General features: G+C 62.1%; 13 protein-coding genes, 1 tRNA gene and 1 riboswitch. Of the genes, 5 read left to right on the top strand and 9 right to left on the bottom strand.

Annotation, left to right across the window (positions count from 1 at the left end):
• Nucleotides 1-94 precede the first annotated feature (94 nt).
• On the bottom strand, nt 95-928 hold the full coding sequence (locus tag N8A98_RS21560; RefSeq protein ID WP_262168383.1) for a MurR/RpiR family transcriptional regulator: 834 nt from the start codon (nt 926-928) through the stop codon (nt 95-97).
• A gap of 119 nt (nt 929-1,047) precedes the next feature.
• On the opposite strand from N8A98_RS21560, the gene N8A98_RS21555 reads away from it, so the two are divergent.
• A complete protein-coding gene (locus N8A98_RS21555; RefSeq protein WP_262168381.1) occupies nt 1,048-2,163 on the top strand; it encodes a Gfo/Idh/MocA family protein in 1,116 nt (371 codons plus the stop codon).
• A gap of 198 nt (nt 2,164-2,361) precedes the next feature.
• Here N8A98_RS21555 and N8A98_RS21550 read toward each other — a convergent pair whose 3' ends face one another.
• The 6 genes from N8A98_RS21550 to N8A98_RS21525 form a co-directional block, all read right to left on the bottom strand.
• Nucleotides 2,362-3,321: a DMT family transporter gene (locus tag N8A98_RS21550; RefSeq protein WP_262168380.1), complete on the bottom strand. Its 960-nt coding sequence runs from the start codon at nt 3,319-3,321 to the stop codon at nt 2,362-2,364.
• 99 nt (nt 3,322-3,420) lie between these two features.
• Nucleotides 3,421-3,567, bottom strand: a riboswitch (FMN riboswitch).
• Nucleotides 3,568-4,087: 520 nt separating this feature from the next.
• Complete coding sequence (locus N8A98_RS21545) at nt 4,088-6,100, bottom strand: aldo/keto reductase (protein WP_262168378.1); 2,013 nt, start codon at nt 6,098-6,100, stop codon at nt 4,088-4,090.
• Nucleotides 6,101-6,161: 61 nt separating this feature from the next.
• Complete coding sequence (locus N8A98_RS21540) at nt 6,162-7,241, bottom strand: ABC transporter ATP-binding protein (RefSeq protein WP_262168376.1); 1,080 nt, start codon at nt 7,239-7,241, stop codon at nt 6,162-6,164.
• A 9-nt stretch (nt 7,242-7,250) separates the two neighbouring features.
• Nucleotides 7,251-8,069, bottom strand: a complete 819-nt coding sequence (locus tag N8A98_RS21535) for a carbohydrate ABC transporter permease (protein ID WP_262168375.1) — start codon at nt 8,067-8,069, stop codon at nt 7,251-7,253.
• Complete coding sequence (locus N8A98_RS21530) at nt 8,066-8,950, bottom strand: carbohydrate ABC transporter permease (RefSeq protein WP_262168373.1); 885 nt, start codon at nt 8,948-8,950, stop codon at nt 8,066-8,068. Before N8A98_RS21530 ends, N8A98_RS21535 begins: the two co-directional genes overlap by 4 nt.
• Nucleotides 8,951-9,047: 97 nt before the next feature.
• On the bottom strand, nt 9,048-10,322 hold the full coding sequence (locus tag N8A98_RS21525; protein ID WP_113122939.1) for an ABC transporter substrate-binding protein: 1,275 nt from the start codon (nt 10,320-10,322) through the stop codon (nt 9,048-9,050).
• 105 nt (nt 10,323-10,427) lie between these two features.
• On the opposite strand from N8A98_RS21525, the gene N8A98_RS21520 reads away from it, so the two are divergent.
• The 4 genes from N8A98_RS21520 to N8A98_RS21505 all read left to right on the top strand — a co-directional run bounded on the left by N8A98_RS21520 (nt 10,428) and on the right by N8A98_RS21505 (nt 14,817).
• Entirely contained in the window at nt 10,428-11,345 is a 918-nt protein-coding gene (locus tag N8A98_RS21520; protein ID WP_113122938.1) for a helix-turn-helix domain-containing protein, read from the top strand.
• Between the two features lie 4 nt (nt 11,346-11,349).
• Nucleotides 11,350-13,437 carry a CHASE2 domain-containing protein gene (locus tag N8A98_RS21515; protein ID WP_262168370.1) on the top strand — a complete coding sequence of 696 codons (2,088 nt, stop codon included), beginning with the start codon at nt 11,350-11,352 and terminating at the stop codon, nt 13,435-13,437.
• 260 nt (nt 13,438-13,697) lie between these two features.
• Nucleotides 13,698-13,774 (top strand) — tRNA-Pro (locus N8A98_RS21510).
• 65 nt (nt 13,775-13,839) lie between these two features.
• Entirely contained in the window at nt 13,840-14,817 is a 978-nt protein-coding gene (locus N8A98_RS21505) for a phosphotransferase enzyme family protein (RefSeq protein ID WP_262168369.1), read from the top strand.
• Here the strand turns inward: N8A98_RS21505 and N8A98_RS21500 are convergent.
• Nucleotides 14,810-16,096 (bottom strand): O-antigen ligase family protein, encoded by a 1,287-nt coding sequence (locus N8A98_RS21500; RefSeq protein WP_262168367.1) that lies wholly within the window; start codon nt 16,094-16,096, stop codon nt 14,810-14,812. The genes N8A98_RS21505 and N8A98_RS21500 overlap by 8 nt on opposite strands.
• Nucleotides 16,093-17,610 (bottom strand): undecaprenyl-phosphate glucose phosphotransferase, encoded by a 1,518-nt coding sequence (locus N8A98_RS21495; RefSeq protein ID WP_262168366.1) that lies wholly within the window; start codon nt 17,608-17,610, stop codon nt 16,093-16,095. The genes N8A98_RS21500 and N8A98_RS21495 overlap by 4 nt, the downstream gene beginning before the upstream one ends.
• Between the last annotated feature and the right edge of the window lie 31 nt (nt 17,611-17,641).

Genomic DNA, 17,641 nt, shown 5'->3' with positions numbered 1-17,641 from the left:
TTGCGATTATGAAACATGGGTTCCGGCAATTCGTCAACATGGAATGTTCATTCCAAACGTTAGAATGCACCATTACCACGGCAAAGCTGTGACATCAGCGCCGGCGGCGCTTCTCGGCGATGGAAACGGTGAGGGCCATGGCAAAGGCCATGCTGGCCGACAGCGAGCGGAACCCGGCATGGTCGGCCTCCACTACCTCAAACCATTCGCGCGAGCACTCGGCCAGCGGCGAAAACGCCGAATCGGTCAGCGACACGACGGGAATGCCCCGCGCCGCCATGGCCCGCGCCTGGGTCGCGCTTTCGGAGGCATAGGGCGAGAAACTGATGGCAAAGGCGGCATCGCGCGGCGTCGCCATGGCTAGCATATCGTCGTCAATGCCGGCCGCCGTGCCGACCAATTGATACCTCACCTTCAGCTTGCCAAAGGCATAGGCCATATAGCTGCTGATCGGGTAGGAGCGCCGCTTGGCGATCAGGTAAATCGTTTCGGCATTGGCCAGCAAAGTCACGGTGCGCTCGAAGCCGTCGGGGTCCACAGCGGCCGTCAGCGCATCGATCGAGCGGTGCGCGGCGGCGGCGAAGCCATTGAAAATCGTGGTGCTCTCGGCCAAGGCGGCGCCATTCTGCTCCAGCGTGCGCAGCCGGTCCTCATAGGACGATGTGCGCTCGCGCAATCGGGCGCGGAACAGCAATTGCAGGCCGGAAAAACCCTCAAAGCCAAAGTGCTGGGCAAAGCGCACCAGCGTCGACGGCTGCACCTCGGCTGATTCCGCAATGCTGGCCGCGGTGCCGAAGGCGATCTCGTCGGGATGGTCCAGCGCATAGGCGGCCACCTGCGTCAGACGCTTCGGCAACTCGCCCTTGCGTTCCAAAATGGCCGCCCGCAGCGCATCAAAATCCCCCGGCGGCTGCATCTTCTCGACCATTCCGTCCCCCTTTTTGCCCCCATAATCCCCAATCCGTGCCGCCAATCAAGTGCTATTAGAAAGCCTATTCCGAAAATAGAACAAATGGCATATCCATTTCGATAGGAGTGGAGGACGGAATGAAAGCATCAATTGGCGTCGGGTTGATCGGCACCGGCTATATGGGCAAATGCCACGCGCTGGCCTGGAACAGCGTCAAACCGGTCTTCGGCAGCGGGCCACAGCCGCGCCTCGTGCATCTGGCCGAGGTGAATGCCGACATTGCGCAGACCAAGGCCGACGAGTTCGGCTTTGCCAAGGCGACGGGCGATTGGCGCGACTTGATTGCGGATCCGGAAGTGGATGTCGTTTCAGTCACCACGCCCAATGCCTTCCACGCCGAAATGGCGATCGCGGCGCTGCAAGCCGGCAAGCATGTGTGGTGTGAAAAGCCGATGGCGGTGGCGCTGGCCGATGCCGAACGCATGGCAGCTGTGGCCAATGCCTCGGGCAAGGTTGCGGTGCTGGGTTACAATTACATTCAGAACCCGCTGGTGCGCCATATCGGGGCGCTGCTGGAGCAGGGCGCCATCGGCCAGGTGAACCACGTCCGGCTGGAAATGGACGAGGACTTCATGGCCGACCCGGAGGCGCTGTTCTATTGGAAAAGCGAGGCCAGTTCAGGTTATGGCGCGCTGGACGATTTTGGCGTGCATCCGCTGAGCCTGCTGCACATTCTGTTCGGCTCGGTGACGCGGGTCTTTGCGCATCTGGCCAAGCCATATCCGACGCGCCCCACCAAGGACGGGGCGGCGCGGGCCGTCGAAACCTTCGATATTGCCAGCGTGCTGTTCGAGATGGGCGAGGGGATCAGTGGCGTCATGGCGCTCAACCGCTCAGCCTGGGGCCGCAAAGGGCGCATTGCGCTGCAGATATTCGGGTCCAAGGGCTCGATTGTCTATGATCAGGAGCGGATGAATGAATTGCAGCTCTACACCACCGATGGGCCGGGCACCGAGCGGGGCTATCGAACCATCCTGACCGCGCCGCAGCATGCGCCCTATGACCGGTTCATTCCAGCGCCGGGACATGGGTTGGGCTTCAACGACCTCAAGATCATCGAGTGCCACGAATTGCTCAATGCCATTGCCGGGCAGCCGGCCCGGGTGATCGATTTTGCCAAGGGGCTGGTCATCGAGCGGACCGTGCATGCCATGGCACGGAGCCACGAGGAGCAGCGCTGGGTAGAGGTTTAGAGGCAATCGAACGCGTACTCAGCGAGCCACGATCTGCCTCCCTCCCCCTTGAGGGGAGGGAACGAGGGTGGGGGTGTCGAGCTACCCGCCGGCATGGAGTTTGTAGAGACATCGGCACCCCCACCCTAACCCTCCCCTCAAGGGGGAGAGACCGGATCGGGGCTCTCCAGCTGCGAAAAACCTGAATGTCGATTGGCTCTAAGCCAAACTCAGCCTCTGCCCCCTGTCGGTCTCGCTCCATAGAATGAACGAGGACGCGGCCAGGATCAGCGCGGCGCCCGGCCAGAACCACATGGATGGTACCTGGCCCAGGAAAATCCAGCCGATAAGGCCACTCAATGGCACTTGCAGATCGCCGAACGGCTGCAGGAAAGTCGCATCGGCTTTCTTATAGGCAAAGCTGGAAAAATATCGCGCCAGCGCCGTCAGAGCGCCAAGCAGCAGGAGCAGCCACAGTCCTGCGCCCGTGGGGAGCTGGAAGGGGAAGCCAGTGGCCAATTCAGCAGGGACAGTGGCAGGCGATAGCCATGCCAGCGCATTCACCACCAGCAGAATGAACAGGTGATTGGGTGTCACCAGTACGAGCAGGGAAAGCGTGAGGGTTTCCGGCGGCTCTTCGCGGGCGAGATATTTCGTCAGCACATCGGTCACGGCCCAAAGGGCGGCTGCGGCGACGGGGATCAGGGTGTGCCAGGTGACCCCTTCGCTGCCGACGCCCGAGACAATGATGGCGCCGGTGAAACCGACCATCGCTGCCACGATGCGGGGGGCGGAAGCGCGCTCGCCCAGGAACAGCGTGGATCCCAGAATGATGAACAGCGGGCCGGTGGACAGCAGGGTCACCATCTGCCAGATCGGCACGCCGGCGGCAAAGCCATAGACGAAGACATGAACGCCAAGCGCCGAAACGAAAGCGCGGACCTCGTGCGCCAAGGGGTGCCTCGTGCGCAGCTTATCGACGCCGATCCGCAGAATGAGCGGCAGGGCCAGCACGGAGGCGATGACATATTGCCAGAAGGCCATGCCGGTGGAACTCATGCCGAATTGCCAGGGCAGCACGGACTGAAGCGCGTTGGTGCCGGCAAAGGCAAGGCTCGCGGTGACCATGAAGAGGGCGCCGGTGGTGGCGTTTTGGGAAGTAGAGGAAATCTGGCTCATCTAAAGTCCTTTCCGTAACCAGTTTCCTCAGGGTTACGGGAGGCGGCGCAGCAGCAAGCGCCCGGCCAAAAAGGCACAGACGCCGGCAAGCAGCGTTTGTCCCGTTCTCTTTCATCCGGACTATGACCGTCGGCCCCGGAATTACACCGGATCTGCTGACCCTTGCATGTGGCAAGGCGCTCGCGGGCTTGAGGTTTTTTCCCCTTTACCGCCGGTGGGGAATTACACCCCGCCCTGAGAACGAATGCGAGAACCATCGTCTCGCAACGATGAAGATAGGGCAGGGGATTAACGCGCGCAAGAAGACACACGCATGATACTGGACGCGCTGCGTGAACAGTGCGGAAAAGTTTTGCGCGGGGAAGGGCTTGGGTGGGATGGCGGCGGCGCGGTACGGCCACGGCGTTGTTCCGGCGCAGGCCGGAATGACCCGGTGGCAGGACTGTGGTGCGAGACACATGGAACCTCAATCAACCACCGCGTCTCCCTCGGGCCTGACCCGAGGGCCACTCGCCGCTTGCGCCCGATTGAGAAAGGCCCTCGGGTCAGGCCCGAGGGAGACGCGGTGGGTGGAAGAGGTCGGGGTGACTTCGTTCTGGGAGATACGGGCATCGGAGTACCCCCTCCTAGCCTCCCCCTGATAGGGGGAGGGACCGTTTTGAGGTTGGGACTCCATATTGTCCCAAGAGTGGAGATATCCCTCCCCCTATCAGGGGGAGGTTAGGAGGGTAGCGCTGGCCCAGTGGCCACCCCCTCCCGTCAAAACCTAGCCGTTTTCGAGCCACTTCACCTGGTCGGCCGTGAGCTTGATGTCGAAGGCATTCATGCTGTCGTCCAGCTCGCCCAGGGTGCGTGGGCCGATGAGCGGGACGCTGGGGAAGGGCTGGGCCAGGACATAGGCGAGCGCGATGTGGATCGGGCTCTTGCCGAGTTGCTTGCCCAGCTCGATGGCGCGGTCGCGGCGGCCGAAGTTCTGCTCGTTATACCAGACGCGGACCAGTTCCTCATTGTCGGTCTTGTCGCGACCGGCGCGGTCGGTGAAGAAGCCACGGGCCTGGCTCGACCAGGAGAAATTGGTGACCTGGCGGTCATTGAGCCACTGCTTCCAATCCGGTGTCGAAGAGGTGACGCAGCCGTCCCAGATCGGGTCGAGCATTTCGGCCAAAGCGAAGTTGTTGGACAAGGCGCTGGGCTTGGTCTTGCCGGTGCGTTCGGCATAGGCGATAGCCTCATCGAACCGTTCCTTGGTCCAGTTGGAACCACCGAACGGCCCGCGAATGCGGCCGGCCTTGAGCTCGGCATCCATGGCGTCGACGAATTCACCCACCGGCACATCGGTATTGTCGCGGTGCATGAAATAGATGTCGACATAGTCGGTCTGGAGGCGATCAAGCGACTGGGTCAACTGCTTGGCGATCACGTCCGGATAAACCAGCGGGCTATGCGCGCCCTTGCCGATCAGCACCGATTGCTCGCGCGTGCCGCGGCTGGTGTGCCACTGCCCGAACAGCTTTTCGGTATAGCCACCGCCATAGATGAAGGCGGTGTCGAACAGATTACCGCCCTTTTCCCAGAAGGCATCGAGCAGGATAGCGCCCGAGGCGAAGCTCTTGAAATCCTCAAAGCCGAGGGCTGCCGCCGAAGCCTGCTTGGGCAGGTTCGGAATGGAACGCTTGGGGATGACAGTGCCATTGGGGCCGAGCGGGCGATTGGCCAGCGTGTTGACGCGCGTGGCGGGCTTTTCGACCGAATATTCGATCCCGGCATCCTTGCGCCAGGCGTCGAGCACGCGGGCATTGCCCAGGCTATCGGCCCAGCTCATGCCCGGCGCAGCCAGCTCCTGGCGCTTGGCGAAGATGGCTTCGGCAGCGGCATCGGCCTCGAAGGAATAGACATGGCGTTCTTCGCCGACGCTGATCGTCTCGCGGCTGCCGTCCTTCTTGACGATGTCGATCTTGCCGACGCCCTTGTCGCGGTCGCCACCGGCAAACCAGAAGTCCGGCACCTCGATGCGGCCTTCCGAGCCGTGAATGCGCAGTACATTGTCGAGGTTGACCATCACCGCGCAGGAGACCTGAGCGACAATGCCGTTCTCGAAGGTGAGCACGGCAGCCGCCCAATCATCGGTGCCTTCGGCATTGAGCTTGGCCGTGCCCGAAACCTTGATCGGATCGGCAAAGGGCTTGCCCAGAGCCGCGCCCGCGATGAAGCGCGACATGGAAACGGGATAGCCGCCGACGTCGAGAATGCCGCCACCAGCGAGGTCCGAGGCGAAGAGGCGATGCTGGGGCTGGAACTTGCCCATGGAGAAGCCGAAGCTCGACTGGATCATGCGGACATCGCCGATGACGCCCGAGCGGATGAGTTCGCCCAGCTTGGCCGTCTGCGGATGCAGGCGATACATGAAGGCTTCGCCCGCAAAGGTGCCCGCCTTGCGATGGGCGTGGAACACTGCATCGATCTCGAAGGCCGACAGCGCCAAGGGCTTTTCGATCAGCACATGCTTGCCTGCTTCGGCCGCCTTGATGGCCCATTCGGCGTGGCCGGTATGGGGCACGGCGATATAGACCGCGTCGATTTCGGGGTCGGCCAGCAGGGCATCATAGCCGTGCACGATTTTCGCGCCGGGGAAGTCCTTGGCCAGGTTCGGCTTATTGGGGTCGCGGGTCGCAATGGCGGCCAGAACGCCGTGTTTGGAACCGGCTACACCGCCCTGGAAGGCCTTGGCAATGCTGCCCGGCCCAATAATGCCCCAGCGGATTTTCTGATCGGTCGACATGATAATAGTCCTTGTTGAAACGGCTTTCTGATCCCGGGGGCGTGCTCCCGGGTGAAATGGATTAGCGCAGGCGATGGCCCGCGGCGTCGAAGAGGTAGGCGCGGTTGGCGTCGATGGAGACCGTGATCGCGTCGTGGCCCAGCTCGTGCCGGGATTCTTCGCGTTCGATCACCACCAACTCGCCGCCGGCATTGGCATAGACATAGCTGGTGGACCCCAGATGTTCGGCCACGTCGATCTGTAGCGTCAGATCGGAACTGCCGGCCCCGGCTTCGCCGAAATGCTCGGCGCGCACGCCGAGGGAAACCTTGTCGCCCACCGCGCCACCCGAAACGGGCAGGGTGAGGCGGGTCTTGCCATGGTTGGTCAATTCGACAGTGACGCTGTCAGCGGTTTTCTCGACCATGGTGGCGGCGAGGAAATTCATCTGCGGCGAGCCGATGAACCCGGCAACAAACTGGTTGGCCGGATCGTCATAGAGATCGAGCGGATGGCCGACCTGCTCGATAATGCCATCGCGCAGCACCACGATGGTGTCGGCCAGCGTCATAGCCTCGACCTGGTCGTGCGTCACATAGATGATCGTGGTCTGCAATTCCTTGTGCAGCCGGGCGATCTCGATGCGCATATGCACGCGCAGCTCGGCATCCAGATTGCTCAGCGGCTCGTCGAACAGGAAGACCTGCGGATTGCGGACAATGGCCCGGCCGATGGCGACGCGCTGGCGCTGGCCGCCGGAGAGTTCCTTGGGATAGCGATCGAGCAGGGGTTCGAGCGCCAGGATGCGGGCGGCCTGCTGCACCTGCTTGGCGATCTGCTCCTTGGCGACCCCGGCAAAGCGGAGCGCGAAGCCCATATTGTCGCGCACCGTCATATGCGGATAAAGCGCATAGGACTGGAACACCATGGCGATGCCGCGCTTGCTCGGGTCGACATCGTTCATGCGCTGGCCGCCGATTTCGAGATCACCGCCGGTAATGTGCTCGAGGCCCGCAATCATCCGCAGCAGCGTCGATTTTCCGCAGCCCGAGGGGCCGACGAAAACCACGAACTCCTTGGATTTGATCTCCAGATCAACGCCCTTGATGACTTCGACATTGCCGTAGGACTTGCGTACGGCCGTAAGTTTCAAACTGCTCATGACTGAACCTTATTTGACCGCGCCCAGCATGCCTTCGACGAAGCGGCGCTGGAGCAGGAAGAAGATGACGAGGGTGGGAAGGGTGGCCGCGATCGCGCCGACCATGATGACGCCGAAATCGGGCGTGTAGCCGGCAGCCAGCGTCGCTACCGCCAGGGTGAGCGTTTTCATCTCATTGGTCTGCAGCACGATCAGCGGCCACAGATAGCTGTTCCAGTTTGCCATGAAGACAATGATGGTCGCCGCCGCATAGGTGGAGCGCATCACCGGCATGTAGACATAGAGGAAGATCTGCCATTCCTTCAGCCCGTCGATTTTGGCCGCGTCGCGCAACTCGCTCGGGAACGCCTTGGTCGCCTGCCGGAAGTAGAAGATGATGAAGATCGAGGCGATGCTGGGCAGCAGCACGGCCTGGTAGGTGTTGATGATCTTGAACTGCGCCATCAAAATGAACAGCGGGATCATCAAGGCCGCGAACGGGATGGACAGCATCAGCAACAGGCCGCCAAAGACCTTTTCGCGGAAGCGCGAGCGGAACATCTCGAAGCCATAGCCGGCCATCGAGGCGATCAGCAGGGTCAGCACGGTTCCCAGGCCGGCCAGCAGGAACGAGTTGAACAGCACCCGCACCATGTCGAACGAGTTGACGAACTTGACGATATTGTCCCACAGCGCGCCGCCGGGCGTACCCTTGCCGCGAATGATGTCGGCCGAGGTATTGCTGGCGCCGACAACCATCCAGAAAAACGGGAAGATCGACAGGAAGGCCGCGAGCGACAGCAGCAGATAAGTGCCGGCGCGGCCGATAAGGGCGATTGGATTGCTCATGCGCGGCGGTCCTTGGCCACGATAAACTGGATCAGGCTGAGAATGCCCACCAGGATGACGATGACATAGCTGACGGTTGCCGCGTAGCCGAAGCTGGGCATGAACTTGAAGCTGAGATTGTAGATGTAGAGCGACAGGGTCAGCGTCGAATCCGAGGGGCCGCCCTGGGTCAACAGGTTGACCTCATCGAACAATTGCAGCGTGCCGATGGTTGAGATGACCGAGGTGAACAGGATCACGGGCTTGAGCAGCGGCACGGTGATGAACCAGAAGCGCGCCCAGGCGGGAACGCCGTCGATGCGGGCCGCTTCATAGATCGAGCGGTCGATATTCTGCATGGCCGCGAGATAGAAGATCATGTTGTAGCCGGTCCAGCGCCAGGTGATGGCGGTGATGACAACGACGCGGGCCCAGAACGGATCGGACAGCCAGTTGATCGGGTTTTCGATGAGGTGAAGCACCAGCAGCGTCTGGTTGGCAATGCCGTCAATCGCAAAGATCGATTTGAAGATGACCGAATAGGCAACCAGCGAGGTCACGCAGGGCAGGAAGATCGCAGTGCGGAAAAAGCCCCGGCCCCAGAGTTTGCTGTCATTGAGCGCATTGGCGAAAAACAACGCCAGCACCAGCATGATCGGCACCTGCATGGCCAGGAACAGCATCGTATTGCTGAGCGCGCGCAGGAAAACCGGGTCCTGCGTCAGTCGCATGATGTTGGCAAAGCCACCAAAGCTGAAATTCATCCCGCGGCCGACCTGGAAACTCATCCAGAGGGACCACAGGATCGGATAGACCATGAAAATGCCGAGCAGAACGAGCGCCGGCATCACAAAAAGCCAGCCGTTTATCCGTTCGCTGCGCGCCAATGCGGATTGCGCCATTGTATCCCCTTTGTGCCATGTCGAGCCAACGACCCCGCGCAGAGCGCGAGGCCGCGGGAGGACCGGAGACGGCTAGGCCGCCCCCGGGATGCCGGTATCACTGGGTCTGTTGACGAACCTGAGCATCGATGGCGGCGATGATTTCATCGACGTTGCCGCCGCTGGTAATCGCCGGGATTTGTGCAACCGTGGCGGTGTCGGCTTCTTCGGTGAAGATGCCGTAATTGACCGCCGGAATCGCGGCCAGCCAGGTGGAGAAGTTCTGCCAGACGGGCTCGCCGCCGAAGAACTCGTCGCTGGCCTTGAAGGCTTCGCCTTCACGGGCGGGCAGATAGGTGCCCAGAGCGCCCTGGTTGACCAGGATTTTCTGGTAGAAATCGACATCCTTGGCCCAGATCGAGGTCAGGAAATCTATGGCCTTTTCTTTCTCGGGAGCCGAGGAGAGGACATACCAGCTCGAGCCGCCCAGATTGGACGCATTGCCGGCGCCTTCAACGCCATCGAGGCGCGGGGAGGGGGCAACGCCCCACTTGCCGGACTGATCGGCATTCGCCTTGATCGTGGCCGTCATCCACACGCCCGAGAAGGTCGAGGGGGTCTTACCCGAGGTGAACGAGCCGGTATATTCCGTCCAACCCGAAACCGGCGTGGTGATGCCAGCGGTCATCAGGCGCTGATAGGTTTCCACAGCGGCCTTGAAGACCGGATTGTCCTTGATGGTCACATTGCCATCGGCATCAAAATACCAGCTACCGGCCGATTGCAGCATGATGCGGATCCAGTCCGACGAAGTCGGATCGATCGGCAGCAGCGGCAGCCCGGTCTTTTCCTTGACGGTCTTGCCGATCTCGATCAGCTGATCCCAGGTGATGTTGTTGAGCTGGTCCGGGGTGATGCCGGCTTCAGCCAGCAGGTCGGAACGGTAGAAATAGCCGGTAACGCCGGAATCGAAGGGGATGGAATAGGTCTGCCCGTTGAGGGTCGCCAGTTCCACCTTGTAGGGGGCAAAGGTCGAGTAATCGACATGGCTATTGAGCGGCTCGAAGGAGCTGGGGAAGGACTGCAGATATTTCTGCGCACGATAATCTTCGATCAGCACGATATCGGGCAGGCCATCGGTGGCGCCGGATGCGAGCTGCGCCTGCAGCTTCTGCTCCATGGCGGCCTTGTCGAAGATTTCGACCTTGATCGTATCGTCGGGATGGCTGGCCTTGTAGCGCGAGAATGCCTCTTCCATCGTCGCGCCGTTGAAGTTGGGGTCCCAGCACCAGACGGTGATTTCGGCTGCCGAGGCGGCGGCGACGCTGAACAGGCTCACGCCGGTCAGCGCAACAGCAAGCGTATTGCGCCACCGCGATGTAATGCGGATCATGTAAGTCCTCCCTTTTCATTTGCTCTTAGCTCGAGCCCTTCCTAAGCTATGCCTCTGGTGCAATACGTCCATGCGAAAAGGCATGCGGAGTTGGCGGAAAGTAAGATGACCGAAAGGATCTATTATGTGCCGGATGCCAACGGGGTAGAGCGGCTGCCCACCGTGCTGTCGATGTTTCATGCGGCGCCGCCGGTAATGCGGGCGCCCCATTGGCATGCCCAGGTCGAGGTCAATTACATCGTGCGCGGCTGGGTCCACTATAAGATGAGCGGCCACGAGGTGCGCTTCAGCGAAGGGGACATGGCCCTGTTCTGGGGCGGGCTGCCCCACCAGTTGGATGATGCGGCCGATGATGTCGTCTATGCCGGCGGACACCTGCCGCTGGTGCATTTCTTCCGGCTGCGGCTGCCCCAGGATGTGCAATCCAAGCTGATGCAGGGCGCGACGCTGATCACTCAGGCCACCGACGCGTCCGACACGCTCAACTTTGCCCGCTGGAACGATTATGCCCGTTCGGGCGATCCGATGAAGGCCGGTATGGCCGTCGACGAATTGCTGTTGCGGATCGAGCGGGTGCGCTTTGACGCCTATTCGCTGCTGCCCGGCCGCGCCGATATCGCCAATGCGGTGGAGGGGCTGGATCACCATTCCTCCCCGATCGTGGTGCGCATCTGCGACTTTATCGCCGACAATTTTCGTGAGGACATCGATTCCTCCGATATCGCCGCAGCGGCCAATGTTCACCCGAAATACGCGATGAACGTGTTCAAGAAGACCACGGGCATGACGCTCAACGATTATGTGAACCTGATGCGGCTGAGCTATGCGCAGGCCCTGCTGATGCAGGAAGAGGCCAATGTGCTGCAGGTGGCGATGGACAGCGGCTTCGGCTCGCTCAGTGCTTTCAACAAGTCCTTCCGCAAGATCGCCGGCACCTCGCCCAGCGATTTCCGCCGCGATGTGCGCACCCGGCCCGGCGCGCCGGTGACGGTGCGGACGCCAAACCGCAGGCGCATCAACTAATTCCATGTGGAAACGGCGGCTGTCGGCCCTGGTCTTCGGCGCCGTCATCGTCGGCCTGCTGGTGGCATTGCGCGCCAGCGATCCCTATCCCGTCCAGGTGGCGCGCGAGACCGCCTTCGACACCTTCCAGCAATTGCGGCCACGCCCCGCGCCCGCCGATCTGCCGGTGCGGATCATCGACATAGACGAAACTTCGCTTGCAAAGGTTGGGCAATGGCCCTGGTCGCGGCGCACCATGGCGACCATCGCCAACCGCCTGACCGAACTGGGTGCCGCGGCCATCGCCTTCGACGTGCTGTTTCCCGAGCCAGACCGCCTCTCGCCATCCTCGATCCTGTCGATTGGTGCCGACTATGACGCCGAATTCGCCACCGCACTTGCGACCGGGCCAAGCATCTTGAGCCTCACGCGCAGCGAGAAGAGCCAGGCGGCGCTGCCAGCGCCCAAATCGGGCTTCGCACTGACGGGAACGGACCCGTTGAATGCTCTTCCAGCGCTGGGCGGGGCGGCATCGCCATTGCCCCTGTTGGAGCAGGCGGCCAAGGGCCTGGGTGTCGCCAGCCTCGACACCACCGGGGCAGGGGTGGCCCGCCGCCTGCCGCTGCTGTGGTCCAACGGTACGGCGCCGTTGCCGACATTATCAGTGGAGGCGTTGCGCGTGGCGCAGGGGGCGTCGACACTGGTGGTCCTGGGCGACAGCGCCGGCATGGTCGAAGGCCTGCGCGTCGGCGACTATACCGTGCCAACCGGCCCCACCGGCGATATGTGGCTCTATTACCGGCACCTCGAGCCGTCGATCTATGTTCCGGCGGCCGATCTCCTCGCCCAGAATTACGCCACACTCGCGCCACTCGTCGCGGGCCACATCGTCTTCATCGGCGCCTCGGCGAGCGGGTTGCTCGACATCCGTGCCAGCACACTGGGCGAGGCGGTGGCCGGCGTCTCCATCCATGTGCAGGCACTCGAACAAATATTGACCGGCACCTTTCTCAATCGCGCCGATTGGGTGGCGGGCCTCGAAATCGTCGTCCTGGCGGTGAGCGGGCTGGCCATCGTGCTGGTCCTGCTGTCGAGCGGCCCGCTGGTGGGCCTATTGTTTTCGTCGATGATCGCGGCTCTGTCCTTGGCCGGCAGCTGGTTTGCCTTCAGCCAATATGGCCTGCTGATCGACCCCAGCTTTGCTTTGTTCGGCGCCGTGCTCACCTATGCCGCCATGGCCTTCTTCCAGTTCGCCGTGACCGATGCCGACAAACGCCGCGTCCGGCAGGCTTTCGCCCATTATGTCGAGCCGACCCTGCTCGACCGGCTCGATAAGGACGCCAGCCTGCTCAAGCTGGGCGGCGATCTGCGCGAGATGAGTGTGATGTTCTCCGACGTGCGCAATTTCTCCGCCCTCAGCGAGCGCACCGCGCCCACTGAACTCGTCGCCATCCTCAACCGGCTCTTTGCCGCCCTGGGCGCCGCCATCATCGGTCAGCACGGCACGATCGACAAATTCATGGGCGATGCGGTGATGGCCTTCTGGAATGCCCCAGCCACGCTCGACCGGCACCCGCTGCACGCCTGCCGCGCCGCCCTCTCCATGCGCGCGGCGTTGCAGCGGCTCAATGCGGGCTCGGCCGAGCCCATCGCGATCGGTGTCGGGGTGGCGACCGGCCCGGCACTGGTGGGCAATATGGGGCTCGAAAGCCGCTTCAATTATTCGTGTGTCGGCGACACCGTCAACGTCGCCAGCCGTCTCGAAGGCGCCTGCCGGATCGCGAATTACGATATCCTGATATCGGCCCCAACCCGCGCCGCCGCACCGGAACTGGCCTGCCTGCCGGCCGGCGCACTGGAACTCCGCGGCATGAGCGAACGCGAGCCCGTCTACCTCCTGCTGGGTGACGAGACACTTGCCAAAAATCCGGCATTTATCGCATTGGCAGCCGTGCACGCCAATCTGCTGGAAACGCTGGCGAAACAGGGGCCAGTACAGGCCGAAATCGAACGTTGTGCCACGCTCGGCGCAGCTCTGGATGCCCGCCTGGTCGATTTCTACGTGGCCTGCCTGAGCCGCCCCAACGACTTCCTGGCCTCAGACAAAAAATGACCCCGGTCCTGTGTGCATGGGGCCGGGGTCTCGACATGACGTCGTTTGGAGGTCACAGGGGCAAACCTGTTCATACTAAACGCGGCGCCCGCGGCCAGGTTCCCTCAGCGGTTCCATCGCATTAGCATAAAAAGCGCATTCGCTTGGGGACTCACGGCGGCGTCCGAATGCGATTAGGCTGTGGCCAATGTGGGTTTGTGCCATTTTCCCGAAAACAGCTCTTGCATCAAAACCACCCTTTCCGTATGTCTCCGCGCAGTCGGGGCGTAGCGCAGCCTGGTAGCGCATTTGTCTGGGGGACAAAGGGTCGTCGGTTCAAATCCGGCCGCTCCGACCAAATCCCTCCTCATTGATGATCCTCTTGCTACCCCCTCGGGGTGCGATGCAATCTGGAGAGCCGTGATGCCGCTCAGCGCAAGCGACGTTCAACCGGCATTGTCGCTGTGGCCGGATCTGGCCGGGGGCACCACCCGGCTGATCAATCATTCGGAAAACCAGACCTTCCTGGTCGAGACCGAGCGCCGCGGCCGCTTCACCCTGCGCATCCATCGTCCCGGCTATCAGTCGCGTCCCGCTATCGAGAGCGAACTGGCCTGGCTCACGGCGCTGCGGCGCGATACCGATGTGCCGATTCCCGAACCCATTCCAGGCCTCGATGGCCGGCTGCTGCAGGCCTTCAAGACCTCGGGCGAGGAAACCCGCCTCGCCGTGCTGTTCCGCTTTGCTTATGGCGCCGAGCCAACGCCCGATGACGATATGTGCCAACTGTTCCGCACTCTGGGCCGCTACGCCGCGCAATTGCACCTGCATGCCACCCAATGGCAGCAGCCCGAGGGCTTCCAGCGGCCGGTCTGGCGCGCCGCGAGCATTCTGGATGCCGATGGGCTATGGGGCGATTGGCGCATCGCGCCGGGCGTCGACAAGACGATCCGGGCCGTTCTCGATCGCACCGATTCCGCCCTGTGGCGGCGGCTGGGCGAATATGGCCTGGGCGAAGACCGCTTTGGTTTGATCCATGCCGATATGCGGCTGGGCAATCTTTTGGTCGATGGCTCCAATGTGACGTTGATCGATTTCGACGATGCGGGCTTCTGCTGGTTCGTCTACGACTTTGCCGCCGCCATTTCCTTCCACGAAACCAATGCCGCCATTCCCGCTTTGCGTTCGCTCTGGATCGAGGGCTACCGCACGGTGCGGCCCTTGGACGACGAGCATGTCGAGGCCATCGATTCCATGGTCATGCTGCGCCGCATGGCGCTATTGGCCTGGATTGGTTCGCATGCGGAAACGCGGCTGGCGCAAACCCATAAGCGGGGCTTCGCCGCCGGAACCGCCCAATTGGCCGAACGCTACCTGCGCGGCGCGCTCTGGCCTAAATGACCATCTGCTCGCGCGGCGCGCCGGAACGGTGATCGTTGCGAATGGCGGTGGAGATGCCCCAGATCATGCCGGCAATCAGGAAATAATGGCGCCAGTGATCGGTGTCGATAATGGCCGACTCGCCGACCAGCATGACGAAAGTACTGATCAGGGGAATCATGATCAGCCGGTAGGGCGAGGGGCGGGCGAGGGCGGCAAAGCCGCGCCACAGCGTCAGGACGATCAGCAGGTAGTAGAAAAAGCCGCCGCCCCAGCCATAGACAAGCAGCACGGTGACATAGGAATTGTGCGGGTCTTCGCTCACCCGCAGGTTGCGGAATTCCTTGGGGCCGATGCCCGAGGGATTTTCCAGCGCCAGGTCCCAGGCATAGCCCTGGCGGCCGAACCGGCCCGTTTCGCCCTGATCGTAGCTTTGCCCGGCGGCGCGCTCCTCGAACAGTGACGACACCGCCGGAATGCTGAGCAGCCCGGCCAGCGCCACCCCGAGCATGACCAGCCCGAGCAGCGACATGATCATGATGCGCACCTTGTCGCGCGCCGCCGCCTCCAGCCAGAACACCAGCCCCATCACCATGATGGAGGAGAAGGCGAAATGCCCCCAGGCGGCGCGCGAGAAACTGGCAAACACGCCCACGAACAGGATGCCATAAACCATGCCGGCAAACAGCGCCCGCCGCCCCTTGAGCAGCAGCACGCGCTGCAAGGCGAACATGGCCGGCAGCACGAGAAACGGCCCGAACACATTGGGGTCCTTGAACGTGCCCTTGGCGCGGCCATAGAGCACGAAAAGATCGGCGGCCGGGATGAGCCGGAGGTAGGCGAGCGTGCCGATCAGCGAAACCACTACCGCCGCTGCCGTATAGGCGCCTATGACGATGCGCGACCGCCGCGTCGTGTCTTCGGCAAGATAATTGGCGATGAAATAGCTGGTCAGCAGCAGGAAGATGGTGACGGCGGTGAAAATCAGCGCATCATCGAGCGGGGTGATCCGCACCTGAAACACCGCGATCAGCGCAAAGGGAATAAAGCCGATCATGATGGCAAGGAGGCCGAAGGTGGAGCGATAGAGGCCCATGCCGGCCAGGATCGCCACCGGCAGCATGGCGGCAAAGCTCACCTCATAAGGCGAGGGCTCGATAAACACCATGGCGCCGGTGAAAACCCAGAACCCCACCAGGATATCGAGCAGCCGCCCGGTCTTGGAGCGCAGCACGGCAAAGCCGAACCCCTTGGATCCGGCCGTAAAGGCGCCGCCATCAACCGTGCCGATGCTGCTCAATATGCATTCTCATTCTTGGAAACGAGCGACACCGGGGTCAGCAGCACGATGTAGAAATCGAACAGGATCGACCAGTGTTCGATATAATAGAGGTCGTGGTTCACCCGTTGCATGATCTTGTCGATCGTGTCGGTTTCCCCGCGCCAGCCATTGACCTGTGCCCAGCCGGTCATACCGGGCTTGACGCGGTGGCGCGCGAAATAGCCCTCAACGGCCTCGTAATAGAGCTTGTTGTCGGCCTTGGCCTGCAGGGCATGGGGGCGGGGGCCGACGATGGACAGTTCGCCCTTGAGCACGTTGAACAATTGCGGCAGCTCGTCGATCGAGCTCTTGCGGATGATCTTGCCAACCTTGGTGACGCGCGGATCGTCCTTAGTGACCTGCTTGACCGCGTTGTGGTCGAGCATGTCGGTGCGCATCGAGCGGAATTTATAGACCTTGATCAGCTCGTTATTGAAGCCGTGCCGGTTCTGCATGAAGAACACCGGCCCCTTGCTTTCGAGTTTGATGGCAATGGCGGTGGCGACCATGACGGGGGACAGCAGGATCAGTGCAGTCAGCGCCACCACTTTGTCGAACACCCATTTGAACACCAGGTTCCAGTCCGAAATCGGCCGGTCGGCCATGTCGAACACGGCGATATCGCCGACATAGGAATAGGCGCGGTCGGTGAAGCGCAGCTTGCTCATATGGGCGGAAAGCCGGATATCTACCGGCAGCACCCAGAGTTGCGTCAGCATTTCCAGCACGCGCTTTTCCGCCGACAATGGCATGGACACGATGACCAGGTCGATCGGCGTACGGCGGGCAAATTCGATGAGATCGGCAACCTTGCCCAGCTTGGGCGAGCCGGCGACGCTGTCGGGCGAGCGCGCATCGACCCGGTCATCGAACAGGCCGAGCAGGCGAATATCGTTATTGGCGCTGGCGCGGATCTGTTCGATCAGCACTTCGGCATCCTTGCCGCCACCCACGATGACCGTGCGGCGCCGCAGCCGTCCGGCGGCGGTCCAGCGCATGACTATGGCCCGCAATGCCAGCCGATAGGCGACCAGCAGCACGGCGCCACCGGCGAACCAGCTCAACAGCCACAGCCGCGAGAACAAGTCAGCGGCCTTGAAGAAAAAGATGCCGACGGCCAGCACCGTCATCACCAGCGTCCAGCCCACCAGCACCCGGCCGATCTGATTGAACAGGGTGCGATAGGCGACAATGCGGTGAGTGCGGGCGGCGTTGAACAGCACATTGGCGAGAAGGCACGATGCCAGGATCACCGGCACATAGAATTCGGCCTCGCCGATCGCCACCAGCGTTTCAAAGATGAAATAGCCCAGGCCCGCCAGCAACACGGCCTCGATCACCTGCGCGATGCCCACGACCACGGCGCCCGACAGCGTCCGCTCAACCGGCGCCGCGATAATCGCCTCCGCCTCGGGCGAAAGCTGACGCTCGCCCGCCGCGCCCTGCTTGGATACATGATCCAGCACGGCTTGTTTTGCATCGACACGATACATTCTGATGCCACCAGTCTTCGAAACTGGCGAC

The organism is Devosia neptuniae (assembly GCF_025452235.1).
Classification (GTDB): Bacteria; Pseudomonadota; Alphaproteobacteria; order Rhizobiales; family Devosiaceae; genus Devosia.
The sequence above is the reverse complement of the archived record's forward strand: the minus strand, read 5'-3'. Positions and strand labels throughout refer to the sequence as shown.